Source organism: Cytobacillus oceanisediminis (assembly GCF_022811925.1).
GTDB lineage: Bacteria > Bacillota > Bacilli > Bacillales > Cytobacillaceae > Cytobacillus > Cytobacillus oceanisediminis_D.
The window spans coordinates 144,935-165,267 of the sequence record NZ_CP065512.1; the positions used below are offsets into that span (position 1 = coordinate 144,935).

Genomic DNA, 20,333 nt, shown 5'->3' on the forward strand with positions numbered 1-20,333 from the left:
GTAATAAAATGAGTTACCTAAAAGAGAAAGAAGAAATTATCGGCACCAAGGTTTATGCTTACTGGAACCTTCATAAAAAAATATGGAGCCTTTCAGATGGCAGGCATGTCCTTTATTATGCAAGGAACTTTTCAATGGACCAGGTGGAACTGCGCGTCAGGGAAGGCGGATACCAAAAAGCCCTTCACGAGGGAAGAAAGAATGTCCATGCCTTTGCCATTGGAACTGTCACATCAATAGATGATCTTGTCCCGGAAACAACCCGGGTCATAAGCTATAATCACCAAAAAGGCTGCCACTTTTATGATAAGTCTACAGGTGAAGCAATCAATAAATTAGAAAGGTGCTATGGAGGGGAGAAGGTTCTTCTGGCATAACAGGGGCTAACGCCCCTTCCGTTTTTGATCCCTTAAGTAAAGGGGTCTTTTTTATTGTGAATTTTTCACTTAATTACATAGGAGATTTACTCTATTAATAGTAAAATAGTCTCATATGCAGATAAAGAGGAGGAAAAGAAAAATGATGGTATTTACAAGGAAATGTAATGTTTGCAATGAAGGTGAAGAGATAAGCAAGGAACAGATCAAGAAAGTATTAGCGGTTAGAATAAATGGATGGCTAGAGGCAGGATATCTTTCAAATGAGGAGGCTGTTCATAAATCAGTTGAAGAATTAACCAATTATGTATGTGAAAAATGTGACTATCCTAAAGAAGAACCATCTCAACTAAATAAAGAGTATTGGGATACATATTTTAAGAACAATCCAGGAGACATGTGATAGTCAACCACGATTATGCCTAATGAAATTTCCCCTTGACGTTATGGATGAAAGGCTTATATTAAGCAAAGCCAATAACAGAAAAGGGGTTATTCCAATGATAATCAAACAGGAAGATCTAATGGCCATTGTCAATCTGGCCGTATATAAAGAAAGAATCCGTCAAAACAGCAAATGGGGAATCCAGCGTCATCCCATCGGTACCTGGCTTGCTATATTGGGTGAAGAATTTGGAGAGGTTTGTCAGGCGGCTCAAAGTGAAATGTTCCTGGAAAGCGTGAAGGAAACAGATGCAGAAGACCTTTACGAGGAATGTATTCATGTGGCAGCAGTTGCTTCCGCAATAGCCGAGCAGATCCTTGAAGAGAAAATGAAGAAAGAGCAAAAGAAACCCGCTTAGTCTGGAAATGATTACCGAACCCTATGAGAAGGGTATATTTCATTGAACCAATTTCGGTAAGGGAAATAATGCTATTCTAGTATTTCTTCGGCCGTAAGTTTTATATAATGAAGATATGGAATTCTAGCGGGAGGTAGAAGATATGCCAGACTCAGCTAAACGTAAAAAAAACAGAGAAGAGTTCATAAATCATATAGAAGCTCTTACAAGGAATTGGCTAATAACTGGACAAGAAGACGAACTGTCTACGGAGCAAATTGTTGACGGGGTAGTGTTCTCCGTACTGAATGCCATTGACCAGGATTACAGGCTTTATCCTGATGAAAAAAGAAATCTTAATATAGCAGGCAGCCTTCATGAAGAATGGGCCGGAAGATGCAAAAATCATTTTAATTACGAAAACTAACTGTATCTCTTGAGAAGTTTGGTTATAATGGAGATACAGCAAGTCGGTAAAGGGCAGCGGCCATCCCTTTTAGAAAGGGGGTGACGCTGGTGATTACAATAGCAGACGCACTAGGGCTGATGATAGCATTCGCTTCCCTCATCGTTGCAGTAATCGCGGTTACGAAAGGAAAAGAGTAACCCCCTCTTACCCCCGACCAAGGCGTTAAGATAGTGGTTACTCTTTTTTTGAGCTAACAGTCAACTTTATCGCTACAAGTCGCTGCTCTTTATGCAGTTTGCTGTGTCGAAAGGTCACTGGTTCCCGCCAGTGGCCTTTTTTTATTGTGTCTTGTTATATCTCTATTATACCCACACTTTGTGAAATAAACAATAATTCTAACAATATAAGCTGATAATGCCGCTGCAATAATTATGGGTTTCGAGGATTAAAGCTTCCTCTTCTTCCAAACGTATAACGATCACCCCAGGGGAGGCTTTTAAGGTTGCTTTTGACTTCTTCAACACACCTGTCACAATAAAGTTCCACTTGTTCCTTCCCGGTTTCATAGAGGGGGGTCATTTCTTTTTGGGGAACCCACTTGGCGCAATATAGACACATGTTTCTTTTTTCGTTCATCATATTAATCATTATATACTAAAAGGAGTGTTTCATAATGGAAAATACTTTGCCGACTCAAGATATTTGCGTTTATGCTTTTAAAAACAACAAATGGATTAAAAGAAGAAGACTAGATTCAGTGACTGTTTCACAGCAATATGAAATTGCTGATCTTTTGGAAAAGAAATATGGAAGCAAGCACTTCTTCTTCCCTAAAGAAATTAATCCGGAGGAATACCCGCTCATCCTTGACATGGAGACGATATTGTTGGAACGCACACAGTCGTATCGAAATGATTTTTATTTGCATGACATTCATGCTTATTTTACAAAAGGCAAAAATGCTTTATGGATGCTTAGAAATACTGGAACCGATTTTCTGCCCCTCGATAGATTAGAAAAGGATTTTGAGACCTATTACAGGGAGCTGATAGGCGTAAATAGTTCCTATTATGTAATTGACGACAATAAGCTCATTAAAATAAATAGAGAAAAGGCGGTAAGGTTGCTTTTGCTGCATCTGGAAAAAGCAGCTTAAAGATATCTAGCTTTGCCATACTTTTTTTGCGCCCATAAAAAAACAGCAGTAGCAAACTTGGCAAAAAGAAAGACAATAATATAACTGATAAAAAGGTAAAGATAATTAGCTTTTCCTTGTAATTCGAATATGCCCAAGGATACAAGCATGGGCTTAAATACAAACGACATAATTGCAGCAGCTAATAAACTATATAAATAAAAATTCTTCTGATGATTTAAGGTCCACTGGTAGATAAGCATGAAAATCACAGGGACTAGGCTGGAATCTAAAGCTAAACCAGGGATGTGTGGTATCAATGGAATAGGGTAATTCCAATACCCCAGATTCCTCCCCAGTAAATCATGATAGCCAAACATGATATGGATGCTGTATCCATAAAAACCGACTAGGAAAATTTTTTCTTTATCAATTTTAAAAAATAAAATAATCAGGGGGGCGATGAGGAATGCTGCCATTAACCAGTATTCGAATGATGTGTATAGCTCGTATTGCTTCCAATATTCAGTTAAGGCTAGGTGACTGTCACGTTGCATCCCCATTATTTCTTGAAAGTCCTCTATTCGCTCTTTGTTCACACCCATCACCTCTTGTGTGTATTATTTGTATTTTCTCCCATGTTTGAGGATATATGCCGATTGGATAATAATCCTTCGCAAAAATACACTCATTGACAGGTTTATTAATGTTGTAAGTGGGTATATGTTATCAAGTTAAGCTACTTTTTCTGGTAGCATTCTAAAGGGGAGGTATCGGCAATTTGAATAAAATACAGCTAGAGGAACTCAGAAAAAAAATACATAAAGAGATCATGGATGAAATGCTTAGATATCTCGAAGAAACCGGTCAAAAAAATGATGAAAACAATACTGAATTTGGAAAAGGGTTCTCCTTTGCTATGGGTGCGGCATGTGGCATCGTAACAAGAGTGATCAGTCAAGAAAAGAAGGAGCCTGATGAACCTTCCTTTCACTTTCAAATCTGGTCAGAAGGTTTCGAGACAAACGGCGAAAAAGGACAAGCCACTCTCCATGGGGTCGGCTTTGGAAAAGACTTCAAAGAAGCCTGTCAATATTACGCCAGACATAACCCGGTATTTGAAAAGAACTTTGATTCTGACCGCATGACATACTGGGGATGCCGCTTATTTGACAATGAGGAAGATGCCAGGAGGACATTTGGATGAAGATAGGGGAAGGCTGGTTTTGGTCAAATAATTTTTTTCACTGGCAAAAGCGCAAAGAAAAAGTGTATTGCTATGTGACTCCCATTTTGGGCGGAGTAAAAGCTCAGCTCTATATGACGGGCACAGCCTCCTTCTGCGAATTGGAAGCCCGAACCGATGATAGCTCTCATGCCGGCCTGTATAAAATGATGGCACTTGCTGAAAGCTGGCTTGAAATGTATAGCGAGGGTGAGCTCGATAAGATTCACCAGGATAAGTACTCTATACATAATCCGAATGGGGTTTGGAAGTTTGATACTGAAAAGAAGGAGTGGTGGATCTGATGGATGCATTCGCACAAAATCTTAGAAAATATCGCACAGAAAAAAATCTTTCGATGCAGGAGCTAGCTGATAAACTGTCTTTAGCAAGTAAGAGCGCCATTTCTTTATACGAAACGGGGAAAAGGCAGCCAACATTTGAAACTCTTATAAGAATATCGAATGTTTTAGAAGTTTCTGTAGACGATTTGTTTTATAGTGATAATCCAGAAAGGCTGCATCTAGATGATTATCGAAATGAGGCAGGTTTATTAGATATAGAATCCATTATTCGAACTGAGGGGATTAAATACAAAGATATGGTCTTAAATGAAGACCAAAAGGATGTAGCCATTGGAATGCTGCGTGTACTGGCTGATGCTAGGGAAAGAGGAGTATTGAATGACTAGACCATGATCAGCAATGCCCTTCCTGACCTTATGTTAAGTTTGAACAGAAAACAATGCATTGAAAAAAGCCACCCGGCCAAGGGTGGCTTTACTCACATCATTAGGAGTTCTGATTACTCGAACCTTAGCAACTCAACAGACCATTACGAGCTATTACATGATGAACATTGATCTACAACTTTGAAATCCGGAACAATGTGTGAAAAGTCGCTCATAGGGCGCTTTAGATCCCATTTAGGTTTCAACTGATGACATCACCTCCTTCAAAAGACGAGGGGTGCCGGCTCTACGAACCGGCCCCATCAATTGGCGGCGAGAAGCATCCTTTCACCACCTCGCAAAAGACGGCGAAAATAACACCCTTGCCTAATTCGACCCATAATTCTGGAGTAAGGTTTAATTCCAGATGCCCTCCTATCCCTAGGTAGACTAAAACCAGAATACTTACTCCAAATCTGTTCCACAAGTTACTAATAATTTTTTTCATCAGAATTCCTCCTAAAGTGTGAGTTTTTTTGCCTGTACAACCCACACAGGAGGCGGGCGTGCAAGCCCGTATAAGTAAATTTTAGCATATAAAACTATCAATTTAATAGAAGGGGAGGGAAATATTTGAAAGAAAAAGAGAATATGGAGAAAAAGAGAGTAATTCAAGTAAGGGATATGGGATTCAGTGTGAGTAAGAAAAATGAAATGGTTATAAATATGTTAAATAATCAAAAGGTGGGAAGGAGAGATAAGTATGACCAAAAGAGCGTTAAAGGAGGGAAGAAGGAGAAGGATTAATGTCATTTCTTTTAGGGTAAAGGAGCAAAAAACATACATGAAAAAGGAACACGGATGGCTTAGCCGTGTTCCTGCAAATAAGGAGAAAGAAATATAGTGAGTGGTCATCCATCTCCTTCTACCCGCATGCCAAGTGGGATAAACCTCTATTGACGAGAATTTTAAATAATTCTCGTTTTTTTTATTTCGTATTGTTATTTCCTTGTCCGCTGCTCAATAAAGTAAGAATAAAAGAAAGGGAGGCTGTTTTTATGTCCATTGATATAATTGGATTCTTTTTACTCCTGCTGCTAAGTGTCTTGTTTCTATCAACTGGAACTAAAGCACCTGCAGGAAGAGAATATCTCTCCAGACGCGAATATGAGGAATACGAGGAGTATGAAGAGTATGAAGCGGATGATGAATACGATGAGGATGACGATGATGAAGAAGAGTACGAGGAAGAATATGAAGAAGTAGATGAAGACGAGCTAGATGATCAAGGACACCACAAGTACAAAGTGAAGAATGGCAGAGCTCGAAGAATTAATAAGATCTCTTAGAAACGAAAAAGGCCGCTGTTTCCGCAGCGGCTTTTTTCTGAACTAAGTTCAAGAAGGTCATATATAACTTTCCGTATATTTCCGAAATACCCATTTCTAAATAAATTAAACCGAAAGAAGGAATAAATAATGGAAAATATTTTTGGTGATTATATTTCAATTTATACAAGGGCAGAAGCACTTGCAGATGGTGAACTGGTGGATGTTACTTCTACAGCTAGGGAGGCTGGATTTAAGTTTCCTGTAGCAGTAACTAGGTCTGTCTGGGATGGAATAGTAAAGCCGGACAAAACAGCAGAGAATCGTGGAGAATCAGAGAGCGGGCGTTTATGGGATATCCTATTCATGCTGCTTGTTGCGATCAAAAGGGGACAGGGAGACACCAGCATGGTCAAATACAAAGTAATTGCCACTCACAAAGGCAGGCATAAGACCCATGAGCTTGTTGCTGTAATTGGACCTGGTGATACACCTGAACCAGTTTTGACAATTATGCTGCCGGGTGAAGATTGATTTCGGATGAAGACGGGGCACTTGCTCCGTCTATTTTACTTATAAGGAGAGATAAGGAATGGATGCTGCGCAAATCGTAACAAACCGCTTAATCGAAAAATTGGAAGAAGGAGTCATCCCTTGGAGAATGCCTTGGAATGGAACAGGTGTTGCCAGAAGGTGGGTTGTAGATAAACCTTACAGAGGTCTGAACGCTATGATACTTCCACCCGGGGAATATGCAAGCTTGAAACAGATTAAGGAAGCTGGGGGTAGAGTAAAGAAGGAAGAACTTAAAAAATGGTACATGAGTGTGTACTGGCACTGGTTTAAAGTAAAGGTTGGCGATGCTGGGGTCGAAGATGGTTCGGATGATGAAGCAAATTACAAAAAAATGGCTAAGCCATATTATTACAGGGTATATGAGATTAATAAGCAGTGCGAAGGTCTTGCAAGCAAAGTTGATCAAACTGAGAAGCTGGACTTCAATCCTGTAGAAGAGGCAGAAAAGCTGCTTTCCGCCTACAAGGATAAACCCCGGATTCAGTACGGCCCTGGTGGAGCTTACTACATGGCAATCTTTGATTTTATCAATATGCCAAAAAAGGAGGATTTCCATTCAGTAGAAGAATTTTATTCTACGATTTTTCATGAGCTTGTGCACAGTACAGGTTCCATTTCGAGGCTGAAACGGGAAGGGGTAGTAGACCCCACCAAATTTGGCAGTGAAAAATATGCGAAGGAAGAATTGGTAGCGGAGATGGGTGCTTCCATGCTTTGTGTGATGGCGGGACTTGATACCACCGATCTCCAAGATAACAGCGCAAGCTATATCAATGGATGGCTGCAGAAATTAAAAGGGGATAAGAAATTCATCTTTTCAGCCGCTTCACAGGCTCAAGCAGCTGTAGACTATATGACTGGTGTATCACATGAGGAAGAGCCAGTACCTGAAGAACCTGCTGCTGATAAAGAAAAAGAGCTGGTGCCTGCTTAATTCACCAGCTTTTTTACAATTTTAATAAAATGATCAGGGAGGAAGTTTTAATGTTTGAACTGGATTTATTTTTGAAGGAAGCAAAAAATGAAGGCTTGGTAATTAAGCGAGCAGCAACTGAAGGGCCAGGCGACTTTCTACAGATAGATTTTGACCATCCGCATGTCCGATACATCAAGGTGCACCCCGAAACGAGAGAAGGAGACACCATCAACATTTACTGCGGAAAAAGTGAAGTGCGCACTCACACATTCAAAAATTATAAGTATTTGGCAGAGACTCTTCATAAAGCCATGATTGTTCAGGTGCACATAAGAGGGACCTATAAAAAAGATGAGGAGCCAACATTCTATTACTTTAATGATATTACAGAAGAACAAAAACACAACATTTCCAAAGAGGAAGTATTGGATTTAGCAAGAAGAGATTTCAAGAACGGGTTGCTGATATCTTATCCAAGCGGAGAATTGAGCTTGGATGAATTCATTTAAGTCCGCATACAAATGAAAGCCTTTTAGCTTTACGGTCATTCAAACAATATATACAATTAATAGAAGCGATTAGTGTTTTCGGGAGTGAGTCTATGTCAAAGGAAGTTTACATCAGACTGCGGGATGGGGATAAGGAATCTGAAATGAAAGTGGATTCAATCAATCCAGAACATCAGCTGGCCTTAATGGACGGGGTTTTTAAATTCTTTAACCTAGATGTCGATTTTAAGGAACTAGCTGATATCTATCATCGCAGCGGGAAGGCATACAAGGAATTCTATGAACATATGGATTCTGAATCAGATTATCATAAAGAAATAGAAAAAGAACCCAGAAGGGCAGTTGCCAAAACCGCTTCTGGACTTACAAAGGAAAAATTTGAAGCAGCTTATAAAGATTCAGCGGAAGATGAAGAGCTGCCTGATAATCAGGAACAACCAAAAGAGCTGGAAGAGGAATCCGAGCCGGTGAATGGATTTCACTCAGCTTATGATCCCAAAAATACACACTATTTTGAAACCGGGATTAAGTTTGACAGTTTAAATAAGCCGCTTTATAAGTGCCGGTACAGATGCCCTAGCTGTAACGACGAATCAAACCATTATATAAAAAAGGGTACGCAACACGTTAGATGCTGGAAGTGTCAAAGAATGCTGAAGGTTAATCCGGCAACTGTTCATGGAGAACCGGACAAATCAAAGAATCCAGAGATGTACCGTGATCAATTTGGTAACTTTTATATTGCAGGAGCTTTTGTACCTGATGTGAAAACACTTGCGGAGGCTGAAATGGAACAGGAAAGCGAAGATGATTCAGCAATAGAATAGTAGGGGTGACAGGTTCATGACAACGATGATTGCTAGAGAAGATATCGCTCCCGAGTACAAATCACTGCAGGCGGAGTGGAAGGAAAAGGACAGGGAGCTGCTGCTTGTCGGCAGGCTTGCCTACTGGACTTTTTGGATTAGTAAATTTGCAGAAAAAGAAGAAAGTGATGAGGAGAAGGGGAAGCTTTTTCGACTAAAAGCAAACGCACTGGCTTTATTGGCCAGAAGTGAATATACGCAGATCCGCAAATACATACCTAAACACCATTCGAAGATCTGCTTCTTTCATTATTTAAAAATGAAAAAGGGTACCTTGAACACTCACTTATTCTTAGAGAAGAATGTAAAGACATTGGCCAAGTGCCGAAAATGCAAAAAGCTCAAAGAAATAGAGCACTACTTCAGCTTATATTCCATTGCTATTCTCGATGAAAAGGCTGATGTAGTAGGGAGAAAACCCCTCTTCATTTTATACTCACCATATCCTATATTAAAAGAACGTTTGCCCGAACTTGAGGGGCTGGAGGATGTCAAAAAGTACAATGGCCATGAGCTTGCTACGATAGGGAAAGGGAAGAGGGCTCATGACAGCATGCTTACGGCATTTAAAAAGGAAACGGTGCTGCGTTATTACTTGAAAAACTTTGAGCAATTAAACCAATATTTAAGCGAGAGGGATTGATGTCCCTCTCGACATCTTTCAACAATAAGCGATTTTGGTTGAAAGAGTTAACATAATCATATTATGCTCTACTTCGATTGTTGATTGCCCTTAAAAAATCCATGTTGTATAATTATGGTAGTTTTACAGAGGTAACCACGAGTAACCTACACAGGCTTTGGTCGGCAGGGGTGGGTTACTTTTTTTGTATAGAATTAGCGACAGGAGGAGAATTATGAAGAGCTTAATGGAGAAATCCAGGGTATTTGCCCAGGAAGGTATCGAAACAAGCTATTTTATACTGCCGGAAGAAAACATAAAAAAGTGCATATTTCTTGGGGGCGAAATTGGAATTAAAAAGGGTGATCTTCTCTATCCAAATAAATGGACTTGCCATGAGCATACACTTATTGAACAGGATCAATTTGATTTCGAGGATTATGAATTGATTTTCTCTCCTGAAAAGTGGGCCGCAATCGATGTCCAGAAAGCCCTGGAAGGATACATTAGTATGCAAATTGATAAAGAGTTTAAAAGTTTGCTGCTTTTAAACGAGCTCCCGCAAGAATGCGAATCTCCTCTTAAGCAAGCTCTCTCGGAATATGCATACGGCAGTAAAGATGTTTGTCGGGTTGAGGCATTTTTATACGGAGATAATCAGAGCATTATTTTAGATTCCCAAGCAACAGAGCATGACATTACTTATGAGTATACAAATGAGTTTAATAATAAAATAGTTACGGATAGGTATACAAACCCTAGAAATAATAATGCTTTATTTAAGTTGGCAGATAAAGAACAGAACTCCATGGCTTTTAGAAATGAAGGCACTTGGTATGTTAGTAGCCGCGATGAAACAAGGAGTTTTACAATCTTAAAAGAGATCTATGATATTGAAGACATGATACAGTTCACTCCTTTTGTTAAGGAAGAAGTTTAGGTGCAAACCCTCGAATTAACGGGGGTTTTTTCTGCATTTGGACAATTGTACAAGCAATCAATTTGATAATTAATAGACTGTTCATATAAGGATAGGAGGGTTATTTATGGACAAAAATAAATCTTTGCTATTTGAAAAGGCAGCCATAAAATTAATTGATTGTTTGTTTTGTAAAAAACCGCCGCCAGCACCGCCAAAAGATTGCTGCGACCAAGTAGTAACTTCTGGATTCCTGGCTTATGCTTCCGGTGAGCAGGAAGTTGAAAACGGAGAGCAAAAAGTTCTGTTCCCAGACGAAAGTATTAATCTCGGTCTTGGATATGATAGGTTGGCATCTACTTTTACGATACCTGTTGATCGTTCGGGATTATACAATATTGCTGTTACAATTGATTTTACGGCCATTGAATCGTTTGGTTGTGAAGCCTTCCAAATTATGATTAAGGTAGACGGTAGTACAGTAAATTCAATAATACCATTCCCTTATTGTACAAATAATGGTGAAGAGTATTCGGCTACGACATCTATAAATATATATCTGACTGAAGGAGAACAGGTCGAGATTTTTATTAATTCACCAGGTGGCCGTGTCAATAATTCAGACGAAAAAAAGAGCTCTTTTTCTATGGCAAGGTTTCCTTCGCCACCGCATTTACTTTAAAAAGAGGATGTTTCTTAGTTCTTCAGATAAGATTTTCTATTAAAAATGCTATATTAGAATTATGGATAGGAAGTATTATGTTTACTGGTATCGTGCTGAGCGGGAAGGATATGTTTTCTATTGTGGAAAGAAAATTAAAATAAAGAAAAATCAGGTCTATTATGTCGGAAAAGGCACAGGCAACAGAGCATTTTCGAAAGACCGAAATGTAGAAACTAATTTATTGATTCGGCTGTTTGGATGTAAGGTTGAAATAGTAAAAGATGGTCTCACCAACCAAGAAGCACTTGACGTTGAAATGAGTGTAATTGGCTATTTCGGCAGCGAAGGTATTCCATTAACCAACCGGACTCTTTATAAGAATTCAAAACTAATGGATTACTTTGGTAGCTGGGATGCATATTTCAATTGGATGTATGATAATTATGGAAATTTCTTTGAAGAAATAAAGGAAGAATAAATATCAAATATAAGGCCCTTAATAGGGGCTTTTTTCTTTTAGCTAAACTGTTACTAACTCTTTCAACTAAATTAGTATTATGTTGAAAGAGTTATATGACACTATAGACTCCCCTATTTCTCGGACATTAACAAAAAATGACTTACGACCCATTATTTTTGTGGTACTATGTTAATAGAAAATTACTATTTATTGGAGAGGATCACCTATGAATCTTAAGCATCTCTTTTTCATTATTTTATCCGCATTAATCTTATCTGCCTGCAGCGACAATGCTGAAGAAACAGATGCCAAACCCGAGGCAAAAAAAGAAACTGCTGAGGCTACCTTATCTAAAGAAGAACAAGCTGAAGCTGTAGAGGAAATTGTGGAAGCGACTGAATCCCTTAGCAAGATGTCTGCTGATGATCACGAATTTCAAAACGCGGTGAGTGCATGTCATGGAACCATGATAGACAGCGTTACCACATACAATGATGCATTATCCCAGAATGGTGACGATTATAATATTGACCAGGAAAAAGTTCAAGAAAGCCTCTCCCTTGCTGAGGAAGCCCACCAATGTCTCTTGGATCACTTTGATGACGCTTCGGGGGTTGTGGCTTTTGAAAAATCATTAGAGGCATTTACTCCTTTAATGACTGAATTTATTTTCTTTAAAAATGAAATACAGTTATTTATTGATAAACAGGATTTTGATACCTATATTAGCACTGGCAGCCGTGGAGTAAAGATTGTCGATCTTTATGAGGTGTTTGGAGAGGTTTATGTAGCAGAAGCTAAAGCGGTCGGACTTGTTGAATAACTGTGTTATTATACATAGGTTAATAAATTTCTGAAGGTGAACAAAATGACTGAACAACCAGAATATGATTTTGACAAAGTTTATGACTACAAAGACTTCCCTGATAAAGCGAGCGGGCGTTGCGATAATTGCGGAAAAGCCCATTTTAAAAGTTCCGTTAAAAACTATGTTTTCATCAGAGAATGCAGCAATTGCGGGCTTAAGAAAAGCATATAAAAAAGCGAATAAATTAAATTTATCAAGGGTAATGACATAGTAATAAAGAATAGTGAGGTGATCGCTATGAATGTTATTACCGTTGATAAAGCCATTGTTCTTAACAAGGAAACTGTCGATGATATCCTGGCTTCTTATTACCAGGATGCTGTAGACTTTGCACAGGATCGTGACATGGCTGGTTTTTTTTATTGCTTTGGTATTGTCCGGACCTTATTGGAATTGAGCGGAAGAGAATACACTCAGGACTCCCATCATGTAGCTCTGAAACGAATTGGAAGCAAAGTATTTAGTACGGAATTTACAAATATGTAAATATGAAAACGGCCCCCAATCGGAGAGCCGTTTTTCTATTTTAATGTATGAGTTCGTTTGACCCACACGTTTCTTTCGTTATTTGATGGAGCAGATCATAATCCTTTAAGTTTTTCTCCCATTGGCGATAATGCTTTGAACATAATCCGCGAGCATGATGTGGGCTATGGCAATCCTTAACGCCACAAAGCTTTATCACTTTGGGTAAATGAGGCGAACCTTTGGTCCTGTAATTCGAATAATGATAATCGCAATATCCATTGGTTTTATGTGGTTTATCACAATTAACTGCCAAACAGCTTTTTATACTCTCCCTTTCAATGCTGTTGATATTTAAAGAACCATTTCTTCTTAACCTGGCGTAATGCTTATCGCACAAACCTTTGCTCTTTATTGGATTGCAGCAGTCTTCAACTATACATTCTCCTTCTCTGGACATCCTTTGCCATTTGCGGGCTTTTTTCTTTTTCCCTGTCTTCTCTTGGGCTTTCTTGATATTGTCGATATAGAGAGGATCATTGTATTTCCTATAACTGTTGTAATGGCGCTTACAGTATCCTCGCGCCTCGTGTTTTGCTCCACAACCGTCAATACTGCAAGTCTTCATTTCTTCACACTCGCTCTCGTTGATTCTGCCTCGGATGCCCCCTCTTCCATGTTTATTTCAACCAATTTTCTAAAACGTTTTTCATCAAAATGCGGAAGGTTTTTAGTCTTCCATTTACTCGTATCGAGGGTTATACCGAATAGCATATTTTCCTTATCCCAGCATATAACTCCAAGGTCTTCGAGCTTTTGAAGTTCAGCTTTTATTTTAGTTGGACCAACACCGCATTGCTCAAAATCCTTTAGCCGAGGAATATGTATCTTTATTTTCCCAGTCAATATAGTAAAAGACAGTAAAAAAGCCATGATGTTAGCTTGCCTTTTCGTAAAGTCCTTCGCACAATAAAAAGTTAACCATTGTATTGCCAATCTTTCTTTTTCAGAGCGAGTCTTGCCGCACCTGGATTCGCACACAGAAATACCCCCTTAAAGCCGCTACACCTCTATTTGCAACTTCTTTGATGTAATATGACTAAAGCTCTATCTTTCTATATTTTTTATAGGCCTTGTCCTTTTGTAAGTTAATGCATATAGACTAAAGAACTTGCCATTTTGGTAATTTTGACCCCAAAAATAAAAGAGGTACCTACCGGCTGGCAAGTACGACTCAGGAATTATTTTATTTTTTTGGCTTTTATTGGTTTACAGACTTACCAAAATGGGAAGTAGAATTATACCGCTCATTTGATTTCTTTTTCATTAACCAGGCAAGCTGGTACGCTTCAAATAAAAAGCGATAATCTACATAGTCTGCAAAGGATTTGAAGCTTCTGTAGCGCTCCAAGCCTGCACTCTGGTATTCGTCTGCATACTTTGTTAGTAATTCATCTGTTAAAACCAGCATGGATTCACTTCCCCTTTTTCAGTGCAGCTTTCTTTTTTGAAATATCCATAAACAAATGAGCTGGCCGGACGGCCTTAAAAACTTCATCATATTGGTCAAAGTCTTCACCAAATAGTTCTAATAAATTCCTGTGTCCTTCGCCCAGCTGCTGGTGAAAATCGCTCATTCCTTTTGCGCCTGACATACCTTTGCCTATCATTTCACTGAGTTCAAAGAAGTCATAATGGCGATACATATGGGAATTGATAAAGTAGGAATTCAGGACAAGTTCCAACTTTGGCTCTTTGAATTGCCCCTTTGGTGCAATGTAGCTGGCATCCATTTGCCGGTCCTTATATGAGATCCTTACAATCCATTTATCAAAGTCCAGGTCTTTGCGAAAATAAGGAAACTCTCGGTCCATGCGCTTAAATTTAAAGCTTATTGGACGCATAAGCTTTTGAGCTTCTTTTTTTAGTGCCGGATTCACTACACTCTCTCCTCTTCAAGAAACATTTCATCGATGTCTTTTCCCGTCTTTAGCTGACTCTCCCTAAGTAGGTCTTGAGATTCGTGGGTGTAATAGTTTTTCCATCGTTCTTCGATTTCACCAAACATTTCTTTAATACCATACATTGTTGGGTACTTTACTATGTACTCCCTAAAACATGTAACAAAATTTGGCGCTTCTACTAAAATCTCTTTCGGATAAACACCTAAATGGTTGTCCTCAATATAGGAGATCAAAAATGTTTTCATAAAAATAGCTCCTCCTTTCCTTCCAAATTTGTAACCGGTTTCCAATGTTTCATACCCTTTATTCGACATTTCAAACGTTTTTACCGTGAAAATAGTGTTAAATATCTAAAAAGTCTCAATTGTAATGACGAACATTGTCACAAGATTAATGGTCGTAGCAAATGCGAATAGCAGACCCATCTGCAGCCTATCCTTCTTAAGCTGTTTTGGAGAAGGAATGAAGGCTTTCATGCCGGTTACCTTTTCAAATGCCGCTAGATTATCCTTCATCTCGTCATAGCTACTTTCATATTCCTTCTGTTTTAAAGACATTCTCCGATCTGCGTTAAACCAATAGATGGCCAAATAAATTGTTAGTGTTATACTAAAGAGCAACCTTCCCATATCTAACCAAGAAAGCATTCTTGACGATATGTAAAAGCTTGCTATATGTGCGGCTATTGTATAGCCAATATAGGAGAAGCATAGCACTAATAACCAATAAGAAGCTGGGTTTTGCTCTTTCAGATTTTTCATTCCAATTTTTAAAGAATTACCTTTCCCCATTCGTTTCCTCTGCCACCCTCTCAAGTTCTTTTTGGAAGCAGCAAGTACATGTCCAGGGAACTTCAGCGTGCCGGGCTATTATCCGCTTGTTGTTTATTGCCATGTGGACCGGCTTCAAAAATAGCACCTGCTGTTCCTCCTGGCAAAAGTCACACTTTTTTGCCGTACTTAATTCTCGTACAATTTTATTCTCTGTTGTAGGCATTCTTGTTCCCCCTTACAAAACAATAACCGAACACGTGTTCTATTATAACAAAGAATTCCCCTAAAAAAATATATTTATTTTTTTATTTGCATTGACAATGCCATTTCTAATGGTTTTTATAACAAAGTAAGTTACCTCCCACAGAACAACTCTTTCCTTTCCCAAGGAAAGATGATCTGCAAATATCCCTCGCATTTTCCCTCTTAAAAAGAAGGCAGCCACCCCGGCTGTCTTTTTTATTATCCCAAAGGAGAGATACATATGGAAGTACAGCAGATATTTCAACTCCATGACCCGCAGGTTTTTGGACCATGGATTCAGACACATGATTGTGACCAGGAAGGTGCCAGGCTTGCTGACCGGCATTACTCGAGGCAGACGGTAGGAGCTGCTCGGTTTACACGCCCTGGTAAAAATCTCGTATTAAAATTACCTCAAGGCAATGCTATCTGGGCAAGCTGGTATAACAGCCCTTATCGAAAAGATAAGAGAAACTGTTACGAATGTACGATCTTCCGTAACGAATCGGATTATTTAAGCAGCTATTTAATTGCCTATGCCTGTTTGGCCACCTTTGATTATTTTGGACCTATTGAAGACGGAATTCTAACCTATGTGGATGAACATTCAGTAGGCTCCAAAAATGCGGGATTCTGTTTTGAGTCCATCGGCTTTAAAAGGATTGGTCGGACAATCAAAAATAACCTTTTAATATATCAATTAACACAAGAAGATCTAACAGGCTACTTCTCTGTTATTCAAACAGACCGAAAGCTTAAAGAGTCATTTGGAAACTTGCTCCAACAAGCATTGGAAGTAGCGGAAGATGACATATACGAATCCATCCGCATATACACAAAAGCGCTGGCAATAGAATCCATATTACTCCAATTATATAGATTCGCCAGGAAAGTATTGGGTATGTCCGTTGGATTGGAAAAGAAATGGTTTTGCATTGTTCCAAACCTCATGGATTTTCTTATTGGAATATACGGTGACTGGATCCCGGTTGAAGAGTACGAACATTGGCAAGAGAATATATTACTGGAGTCAGCAGAGTTAAAATTGGACCATAAGGATTTGCTGCCATTCATGATATAACCCCCTTTATGGTATTTTCTCTTATATTAAGATACTATTCAATAGTTTTGTAAGCAGGGAATAATTGAAAAGTCAAAGTTTAATGTGCTGGGTAACAGGGTATTAGGAAAATACAACTTTATATTCTTTAAAATGGGAGTAATCCTAATTTTAAAGAGCCCAAGCGAGGAAAGGCATTTATATGCTTTTCCTCTTTTAATGATATACTATTGATTATTATTCTCTCAGGAGGAGCCAATGGACTTTTTTAAGAATACGAAGAACCTGACAGACATTCATGCAGTGCAAATTAAGATACCTGATGAGGTCCCTGATGAAATGCCAAAGTATACAGCAGACTTTATGGATATGTTAAGGTCTGGCCAATCCCCTATGACAGACGAATCGTTTGAGGAACAAATGTTGGGACACTCAAAGGAATACCGTTTGAAGGAAGCCTACAATATGGCAGGAATGTATGCTTTTGTCTCGTGGAGATGGGTGGAACCATTCGCAGAATGGATAGGCAATCGAAAAGTTTTGGAAGTAATGGCCGGTCGCGGGTGGCTTACATACGCTTTAAGGCAAAAAGGCATTGATATAGCAGCGACTGATAATTTCTCATGGAAGGCAAGAGAATGGGTAGAAACCTTAACACAGGTGGATGAGGCGGACGCAATTGAATCCATAGATATTTTTAAGGAAGAAATGGATATTCTGATCATTGCGTGGCCATATATGGACAATACAGCTTACCAGGTCATGAAGCGATTAAATGAAGTACGGCCGGATGTCCCTATTGTTTATATTGGGGAAATGGGAGGCTGTACAGCTGATGATGATTTTTGGGGCAGCTTTGAGATCATTCATGATGAGAAATTCGAAAAGGCGGCCAGTCTCTATCAAAGCTGGTTTGGCATACATGACAACCTGTATCTTGGAAAAATGAGGAGTGACAGGAATGAAAGCTGATGCCCGGCTCAATAGAATTATTTACAATAGATAAAAAGCAGCCTCTCAATGGGCTGCTTTCTTCATTTCTTCTAAACAACTATTGCAGATTTTCTTATCCTTGAACTCAATTAGGTCTTCCTTTTCGTCGCAAAAGCTGCAGCTAACATGATATGGCCTGAGTATAATTTGTTCACCATCAATAAATATTTCCAAGGGGTCTTTGTCGGCTATATGCATTTTTCTTCTCATTTCCATAGGAAGTACAATCCTTCCTAGAGGATCCATTTTACGAACCATTCCTGTTGCTCTTGGCATTCCAAAAACCTCCAACTCGTATATTATTTCTCATTATAGATAAGCAGATTTTTATTGTCAAAGAATGACACTTTTTGTAGAATCTCCTTAACTACTAGGTTTTGGGGTTTTGTAAATGACTATTGAAGATTTGGCACATAGTGCCGAAATTTAAACTTCCTTATAAAATAGTTGAAAATAGGTAATTACACCTACTTCTTTAGAGCTCAATTGTTTCATGTCTGTACGGTAATTCGATCTCTCTTAGAATAGGAACCTGATCACCAGCTGTTTTCATAATCGTCTTTACATATACGGTTTGAACGGGTTGAAAGATATCCGTTGCAAAATCAAATTGCTCTGTTAGGCCTTCATCAAAATACAGCTCGTACTTAACGGTGTAGTCATTGAATGGCGGGCATCCTACCGGCACAGTGATCTTTGGTATCCCAACGCTGGAAAATCGGCGGTCTGTTCCCTCAAGAGAAAATCTTGTTACGAACTCCGCTGAATCCTGAGAATACTCTCTATACTCCACAACAATATCCTGGAACCCATATAAGAACATTCTTTTGTTGTCGTGTTTAAACCAATATGGCTGCTTTACTTTTATCTGCAGTTCTGTCACCTGCCGCTTAGGGAAAGAAAACATTAGTTTTCCTGCCTCTGTTATTTCCACCGGCACTTCGCCACTCCCCTGATTTTGTACCGGAAATGTTTCCACTCTTCTCCATTCCCCGTTTTGGTTTCGATATTGAATATCCATGATGCTCATAGCATACTCGGGTGAAGGATGAAGCAGGATGGTATTGGAGTATACATTATTAGAAATTTCCTGCGGTATCTTAACGTGGATGTTTGCATATACCTCCGTAACACATTTATTCTCATTCATTTCTGACTGGCGAACCCAGAAACTGTTTTTATCTCCATCAAATGCTTTCTTGATGCCATTTGTATCAACTGTGTAATATTGGCGCTGGCCAGTCTCTTCATCGATGGGTTCTACATCGGTTGATTCATAGACAGTTACTTCTAGATTATTTGGAAGAATAAATTGTCCCAAGTCGTTTCTGTAGGCAATTTTATCATGTGATTTAACAATGACTGGAGATACGATTCCATGAATTGTATCAAGGTTGATGGGATTTTTAGGACTGGAAGGAATGATGTTGCTTGCATGGTAAAAGGAGCGTGTCAGGATACTTTCACCGGACAAATTGTTCTGGTAGTCATGCTCAAGCTCCCGTACCCTTCCCTCTAGTTTTCTTAAGCGGTTTTGCAGGAAATAGTGCTCCCGCAGCACATGATCCATATTTTCAGTAATTTTATCGTCATGTTCATTTACGATGTCAAACAAAGAAGTGATATCAGTCTGGATATCATTCCTAAGCTTGTTGAATTCATCAGAAGAACTTGGCCCTTTATTCAGGTTGGGGTTCCTTAACGTGATAGGACGCATTTGCTCACTTCCTTATCGAATCGAATTTATTTTTTCTTCCATTGCATCTACAGATGGCTTGATGGATGTATCAAATGAAGAGGCTGCCACGGATGTTTCCTGGAAGTAATGTATCTCTAAATCTTTTATTTCAACGCTGGTGGGCTGAAGGAATTCGGGGCTCTCATGAAGGTTGATGTTCAACTGTATTGCTTCCGTATAATGACATCGCAATACATGGTCAACCAGGATGTAGTCCGCTCCTGCAGAAACCTCCACTTTTTTGGTATTCCCTGTTTGCTCAACTGTCCGGAGATTATTAGAACCAAAGCTAAAGTAGGGCGCCCCCGCTCCGCTCTTCACCTTGAGACGAATATAAATTTTATCTCCAGGTTCCACGTACAATGGAGAGAACATGCCTGTTGTTTCTATTAACCCTTGTGAGGTTAGCATGAAGGAATCCCCGGATTTCGTCACGGTGCATCCACCAATTGAACTCCAGCCCTCCATACCTGGTACAGGGACGTTTCTTGATTTATCAATTTTTTGAAGGGTGGAAGCCGTAAACAAATTCGACTTCCCCACTTCTTTATCGCCTGTCATGACGGAAACAAAGTTATTATAGATTTCCTTTTCATGTCCTTCCTGCTGAGTATGCTGATTCCCTTTTGTTACATTGATCAGCAGAACTAGGTCATGGGCAGTTTCCAAAACAAAATTGGTATATTGGTTATGCTCGGTTACTCCCCGATAGCGGGCATTTGCCTTGTGGAAGGAGGGTTTGTGTTTCTTTTCTAGTCTCATGGAATAATC

General features: G+C 39.2%; 35 protein-coding genes. 24 read left to right on the plus strand and 11 right to left on the minus strand.

The features are described from left to right. The first annotated feature begins 8 nt into the window (after window positions 1-8). From IRB79_RS27600 to IRB79_RS27625, 6 genes are all read left to right on the plus strand, one after another. On the plus strand, window positions 9-377 hold the full coding sequence (locus IRB79_RS27600) for a hypothetical protein (RefSeq protein ID WP_243509804.1): 369 nt from the start codon (window positions 9-11) through the stop codon (window positions 375-377). Window positions 378-519: 142 nt separating this feature from the next. Then, entirely contained in the window at window positions 520-780 is a 261-nt protein-coding gene (locus IRB79_RS27605) for a hypothetical protein (protein ID WP_243509807.1), read from the plus strand. 97 nt (window positions 781-877) lie between these two features. After that, window positions 878-1,180, plus strand: a complete 303-nt coding sequence (locus IRB79_RS27610) for a MazG-like family protein (RefSeq protein ID WP_243509809.1) — start codon at window positions 878-880, stop codon at window positions 1,178-1,180. A 142-nt stretch (window positions 1,181-1,322) separates the two neighbouring features. Beyond that, window positions 1,323-1,586 (plus strand): hypothetical protein, encoded by a 264-nt coding sequence (locus IRB79_RS27615; protein WP_243509811.1) that lies wholly within the window; start codon window positions 1,323-1,325, stop codon window positions 1,584-1,586. 89 nt (window positions 1,587-1,675) lie between these two features. Beyond that, complete coding sequence (locus IRB79_RS27620; protein WP_220182010.1) at window positions 1,676-1,765, plus strand: putative holin-like toxin; 90 nt, start codon at window positions 1,676-1,678, stop codon at window positions 1,763-1,765. 476 nt (window positions 1,766-2,241) lie between these two features. Next, a complete protein-coding gene (locus IRB79_RS27625) occupies window positions 2,242-2,724 on the plus strand; it encodes a hypothetical protein (protein WP_243509813.1) in 483 nt (160 codons plus the stop codon). Here the strand turns inward: IRB79_RS27625 and IRB79_RS27630 are convergent. Beyond that, complete coding sequence (locus IRB79_RS27630; RefSeq protein WP_243509815.1) at window positions 2,721-3,302, minus strand: CBO0543 family protein; 582 nt, start codon at window positions 3,300-3,302, stop codon at window positions 2,721-2,723. The genes IRB79_RS27625 and IRB79_RS27630 overlap by 4 nt on opposite strands. Window positions 3,303-3,484: 182 nt before the next feature. Here IRB79_RS27630 and IRB79_RS27635 point away from each other — a divergent pair, with 182 nt between their 5' ends. The 3 genes from IRB79_RS27635 to IRB79_RS27645 are packed head-to-tail and all read left to right on the plus strand — an operon-like array spanning window position 3,485 to window position 4,619. Further along, entirely contained in the window at window positions 3,485-3,910 is a 426-nt protein-coding gene (locus IRB79_RS27635; RefSeq protein WP_243509817.1) for a hypothetical protein, read from the plus strand. Continuing rightward, window positions 3,907-4,233, plus strand: a complete 327-nt coding sequence (locus IRB79_RS27640; RefSeq protein ID WP_243509818.1) for a hypothetical protein — start codon at window positions 3,907-3,909, stop codon at window positions 4,231-4,233. Before IRB79_RS27635 ends, IRB79_RS27640 begins: the two co-directional genes overlap by 4 nt. Then, window positions 4,233-4,619, plus strand: a complete 387-nt coding sequence (locus IRB79_RS27645) for a helix-turn-helix domain-containing protein (protein ID WP_243509819.1) — start codon at window positions 4,233-4,235, stop codon at window positions 4,617-4,619. Before IRB79_RS27640 ends, IRB79_RS27645 begins: the two co-directional genes overlap by 1 nt. 286 nt (window positions 4,620-4,905) lie before the next feature. On the opposite strand, the gene IRB79_RS27650 is transcribed toward IRB79_RS27645, so the two are convergent. After that, window positions 4,906-5,106 carry a hypothetical protein gene (locus tag IRB79_RS27650; RefSeq protein WP_243509821.1) on the minus strand — a complete coding sequence of 67 codons (201 nt, stop codon included), beginning with the start codon at window positions 5,104-5,106 and terminating at the stop codon, window positions 4,906-4,908. Between the two features lie 125 nt (window positions 5,107-5,231). Between IRB79_RS27650 and IRB79_RS27655 the strand changes: the two genes are divergently transcribed. The 13 genes from IRB79_RS27655 (at window position 5,232) to IRB79_RS27715 (ending at window position 12,812) form a co-directional block, all read left to right on the plus strand. Beyond that, window positions 5,232-5,405 carry a hypothetical protein gene (locus IRB79_RS27655; protein ID WP_243509824.1) on the plus strand — a complete coding sequence of 58 codons (174 nt, stop codon included), beginning with the start codon at window positions 5,232-5,234 and terminating at the stop codon, window positions 5,403-5,405. Between the two features lie 251 nt (window positions 5,406-5,656). Next, window positions 5,657-5,947 carry a hypothetical protein gene (locus tag IRB79_RS27660; protein WP_243509827.1) on the plus strand — a complete coding sequence of 97 codons (291 nt, stop codon included), beginning with the start codon at window positions 5,657-5,659 and terminating at the stop codon, window positions 5,945-5,947. Window positions 5,948-6,076: 129 nt separating this feature from the next. After that, window positions 6,077-6,460 (plus strand): DUF6573 family protein, encoded by a 384-nt coding sequence (locus IRB79_RS27665; protein WP_243509829.1) that lies wholly within the window; start codon window positions 6,077-6,079, stop codon window positions 6,458-6,460. Window positions 6,461-6,518: 58 nt separating this feature from the next. After that, a complete protein-coding gene (locus tag IRB79_RS27670; RefSeq protein WP_243509831.1) occupies window positions 6,519-7,436 on the plus strand; it encodes an ArdC family protein in 918 nt (305 codons plus the stop codon). 50 nt (window positions 7,437-7,486) lie between these two features. Next, the gene (locus IRB79_RS27675) at window positions 7,487-7,927 is read left to right on the plus strand and encodes a hypothetical protein (protein WP_243509833.1); all 441 of its coding nucleotides are present in this window, start codon (window positions 7,487-7,489) and stop codon (window positions 7,925-7,927) included. A 92-nt stretch (window positions 7,928-8,019) separates the two neighbouring features. Beyond that, window positions 8,020-8,754 (plus strand): hypothetical protein, encoded by a 735-nt coding sequence (locus IRB79_RS27680; RefSeq protein WP_243509835.1) that lies wholly within the window; start codon window positions 8,020-8,022, stop codon window positions 8,752-8,754. A gap of 16 nt (window positions 8,755-8,770) precedes the next feature. Then, window positions 8,771-9,436, plus strand: a complete 666-nt coding sequence (locus tag IRB79_RS27685) for a hypothetical protein (RefSeq protein WP_243509837.1) — start codon at window positions 8,771-8,773, stop codon at window positions 9,434-9,436. A 214-nt stretch (window positions 9,437-9,650) separates the two neighbouring features. Beyond that, entirely contained in the window at window positions 9,651-10,355 is a 705-nt protein-coding gene (locus tag IRB79_RS27690; RefSeq protein ID WP_243509839.1) for a hypothetical protein, read from the plus strand. A gap of 106 nt (window positions 10,356-10,461) precedes the next feature. Beyond that, window positions 10,462-11,016, plus strand: coding sequence for a C1q-like domain-containing protein (locus IRB79_RS27695; RefSeq protein WP_243509840.1), 555 nt, complete (start codon window positions 10,462-10,464; stop codon window positions 11,014-11,016). Between the two features lie 61 nt (window positions 11,017-11,077). Next, entirely contained in the window at window positions 11,078-11,476 is a 399-nt protein-coding gene (locus tag IRB79_RS27700) for a GIY-YIG nuclease family protein (RefSeq protein WP_243509842.1), read from the plus strand. Between the two features lie 208 nt (window positions 11,477-11,684). Further along, on the plus strand, window positions 11,685-12,281 hold the full coding sequence (locus tag IRB79_RS27705) for a hypothetical protein (RefSeq protein WP_243509843.1): 597 nt from the start codon (window positions 11,685-11,687) through the stop codon (window positions 12,279-12,281). 45 nt (window positions 12,282-12,326) lie between these two features. Continuing rightward, a complete protein-coding gene (locus tag IRB79_RS27710) occupies window positions 12,327-12,497 on the plus strand; it encodes a DUF8096 family protein (RefSeq protein WP_243509845.1) in 171 nt (56 codons plus the stop codon). 66 nt (window positions 12,498-12,563) lie between these two features. Then, window positions 12,564-12,812: a hypothetical protein gene (locus tag IRB79_RS27715; protein WP_243509847.1), complete on the plus strand. Its 249-nt coding sequence runs from the start codon at window positions 12,564-12,566 to the stop codon at window positions 12,810-12,812. 603 nt (window positions 12,813-13,415) lie between these two features. On the opposite strand, the gene IRB79_RS27720 is transcribed toward IRB79_RS27715, so the two are convergent. The 6 genes from IRB79_RS27720 to IRB79_RS27745 form a co-directional block, all read right to left on the minus strand. Further along, a complete protein-coding gene (locus tag IRB79_RS27720; protein ID WP_243509849.1) occupies window positions 13,416-13,832 on the minus strand; it encodes a replication protein in 417 nt (138 codons plus the stop codon). Between the two features lie 220 nt (window positions 13,833-14,052). Beyond that, window positions 14,053-14,262 (minus strand): hypothetical protein, encoded by a 210-nt coding sequence (locus IRB79_RS27725; protein ID WP_243509852.1) that lies wholly within the window; start codon window positions 14,260-14,262, stop codon window positions 14,053-14,055. Window positions 14,263-14,266: 4 nt separating this feature from the next. Further along, entirely contained in the window at window positions 14,267-14,731 is a 465-nt protein-coding gene (locus tag IRB79_RS27730; RefSeq protein ID WP_243509854.1) for a hypothetical protein, read from the minus strand. Next, window positions 14,731-15,045, minus strand: a complete 315-nt coding sequence (locus tag IRB79_RS27735) for a hypothetical protein (RefSeq protein WP_243509856.1) — start codon at window positions 15,043-15,045, stop codon at window positions 14,731-14,733. The genes IRB79_RS27730 and IRB79_RS27735 overlap by 1 nt, the downstream gene beginning before the upstream one ends. Window positions 15,046-15,105: 60 nt before the next feature. Next, complete coding sequence (locus IRB79_RS27740; RefSeq protein WP_243509858.1) at window positions 15,106-15,312, minus strand: hypothetical protein; 207 nt, start codon at window positions 15,310-15,312, stop codon at window positions 15,106-15,108. A 220-nt stretch (window positions 15,313-15,532) separates the two neighbouring features. Then, window positions 15,533-15,751, minus strand: a complete 219-nt coding sequence (locus tag IRB79_RS27745) for a hypothetical protein (protein WP_243509860.1) — start codon at window positions 15,749-15,751, stop codon at window positions 15,533-15,535. A gap of 261 nt (window positions 15,752-16,012) precedes the next feature. Between IRB79_RS27745 and IRB79_RS27750 the strand changes: the two genes are divergently transcribed. Both IRB79_RS27750 and IRB79_RS27755 read left to right on the plus strand, forming a co-directional pair. After that, on the plus strand, window positions 16,013-16,852 hold the full coding sequence (locus tag IRB79_RS27750) for a hypothetical protein (RefSeq protein WP_243509862.1): 840 nt from the start codon (window positions 16,013-16,015) through the stop codon (window positions 16,850-16,852). Between the two features lie 237 nt (window positions 16,853-17,089). Next, window positions 17,090-17,803 (plus strand): hypothetical protein, encoded by a 714-nt coding sequence (locus IRB79_RS27755; RefSeq protein ID WP_243509863.1) that lies wholly within the window; start codon window positions 17,090-17,092, stop codon window positions 17,801-17,803. Window positions 17,804-17,848: 45 nt separating this feature from the next. On the opposite strand, the gene IRB79_RS27760 is transcribed toward IRB79_RS27755, so the two are convergent. The 3 genes from IRB79_RS27760 to IRB79_RS27770 all read right to left on the minus strand — a co-directional run bounded on the left by IRB79_RS27760 (window position 17,849) and on the right by IRB79_RS27770 (window position 20,324). Next, the gene (locus tag IRB79_RS27760) at window positions 17,849-18,100 is read right to left on the minus strand and encodes an AbrB/MazE/SpoVT family DNA-binding domain-containing protein (RefSeq protein WP_243509865.1); all 252 of its coding nucleotides are present in this window, start codon (window positions 18,098-18,100) and stop codon (window positions 17,849-17,851) included. A gap of 199 nt (window positions 18,101-18,299) precedes the next feature. Next, the gene (locus IRB79_RS27765; protein WP_243509867.1) at window positions 18,300-19,541 is read right to left on the minus strand and encodes a hypothetical protein; all 1,242 of its coding nucleotides are present in this window, start codon (window positions 19,539-19,541) and stop codon (window positions 18,300-18,302) included. A gap of 12 nt (window positions 19,542-19,553) precedes the next feature. Beyond that, the gene (locus tag IRB79_RS27770; protein WP_243509869.1) at window positions 19,554-20,324 is read right to left on the minus strand and encodes a hypothetical protein; all 771 of its coding nucleotides are present in this window, start codon (window positions 20,322-20,324) and stop codon (window positions 19,554-19,556) included. Window positions 20,325-20,333: the final 9 nt, after the last annotated feature.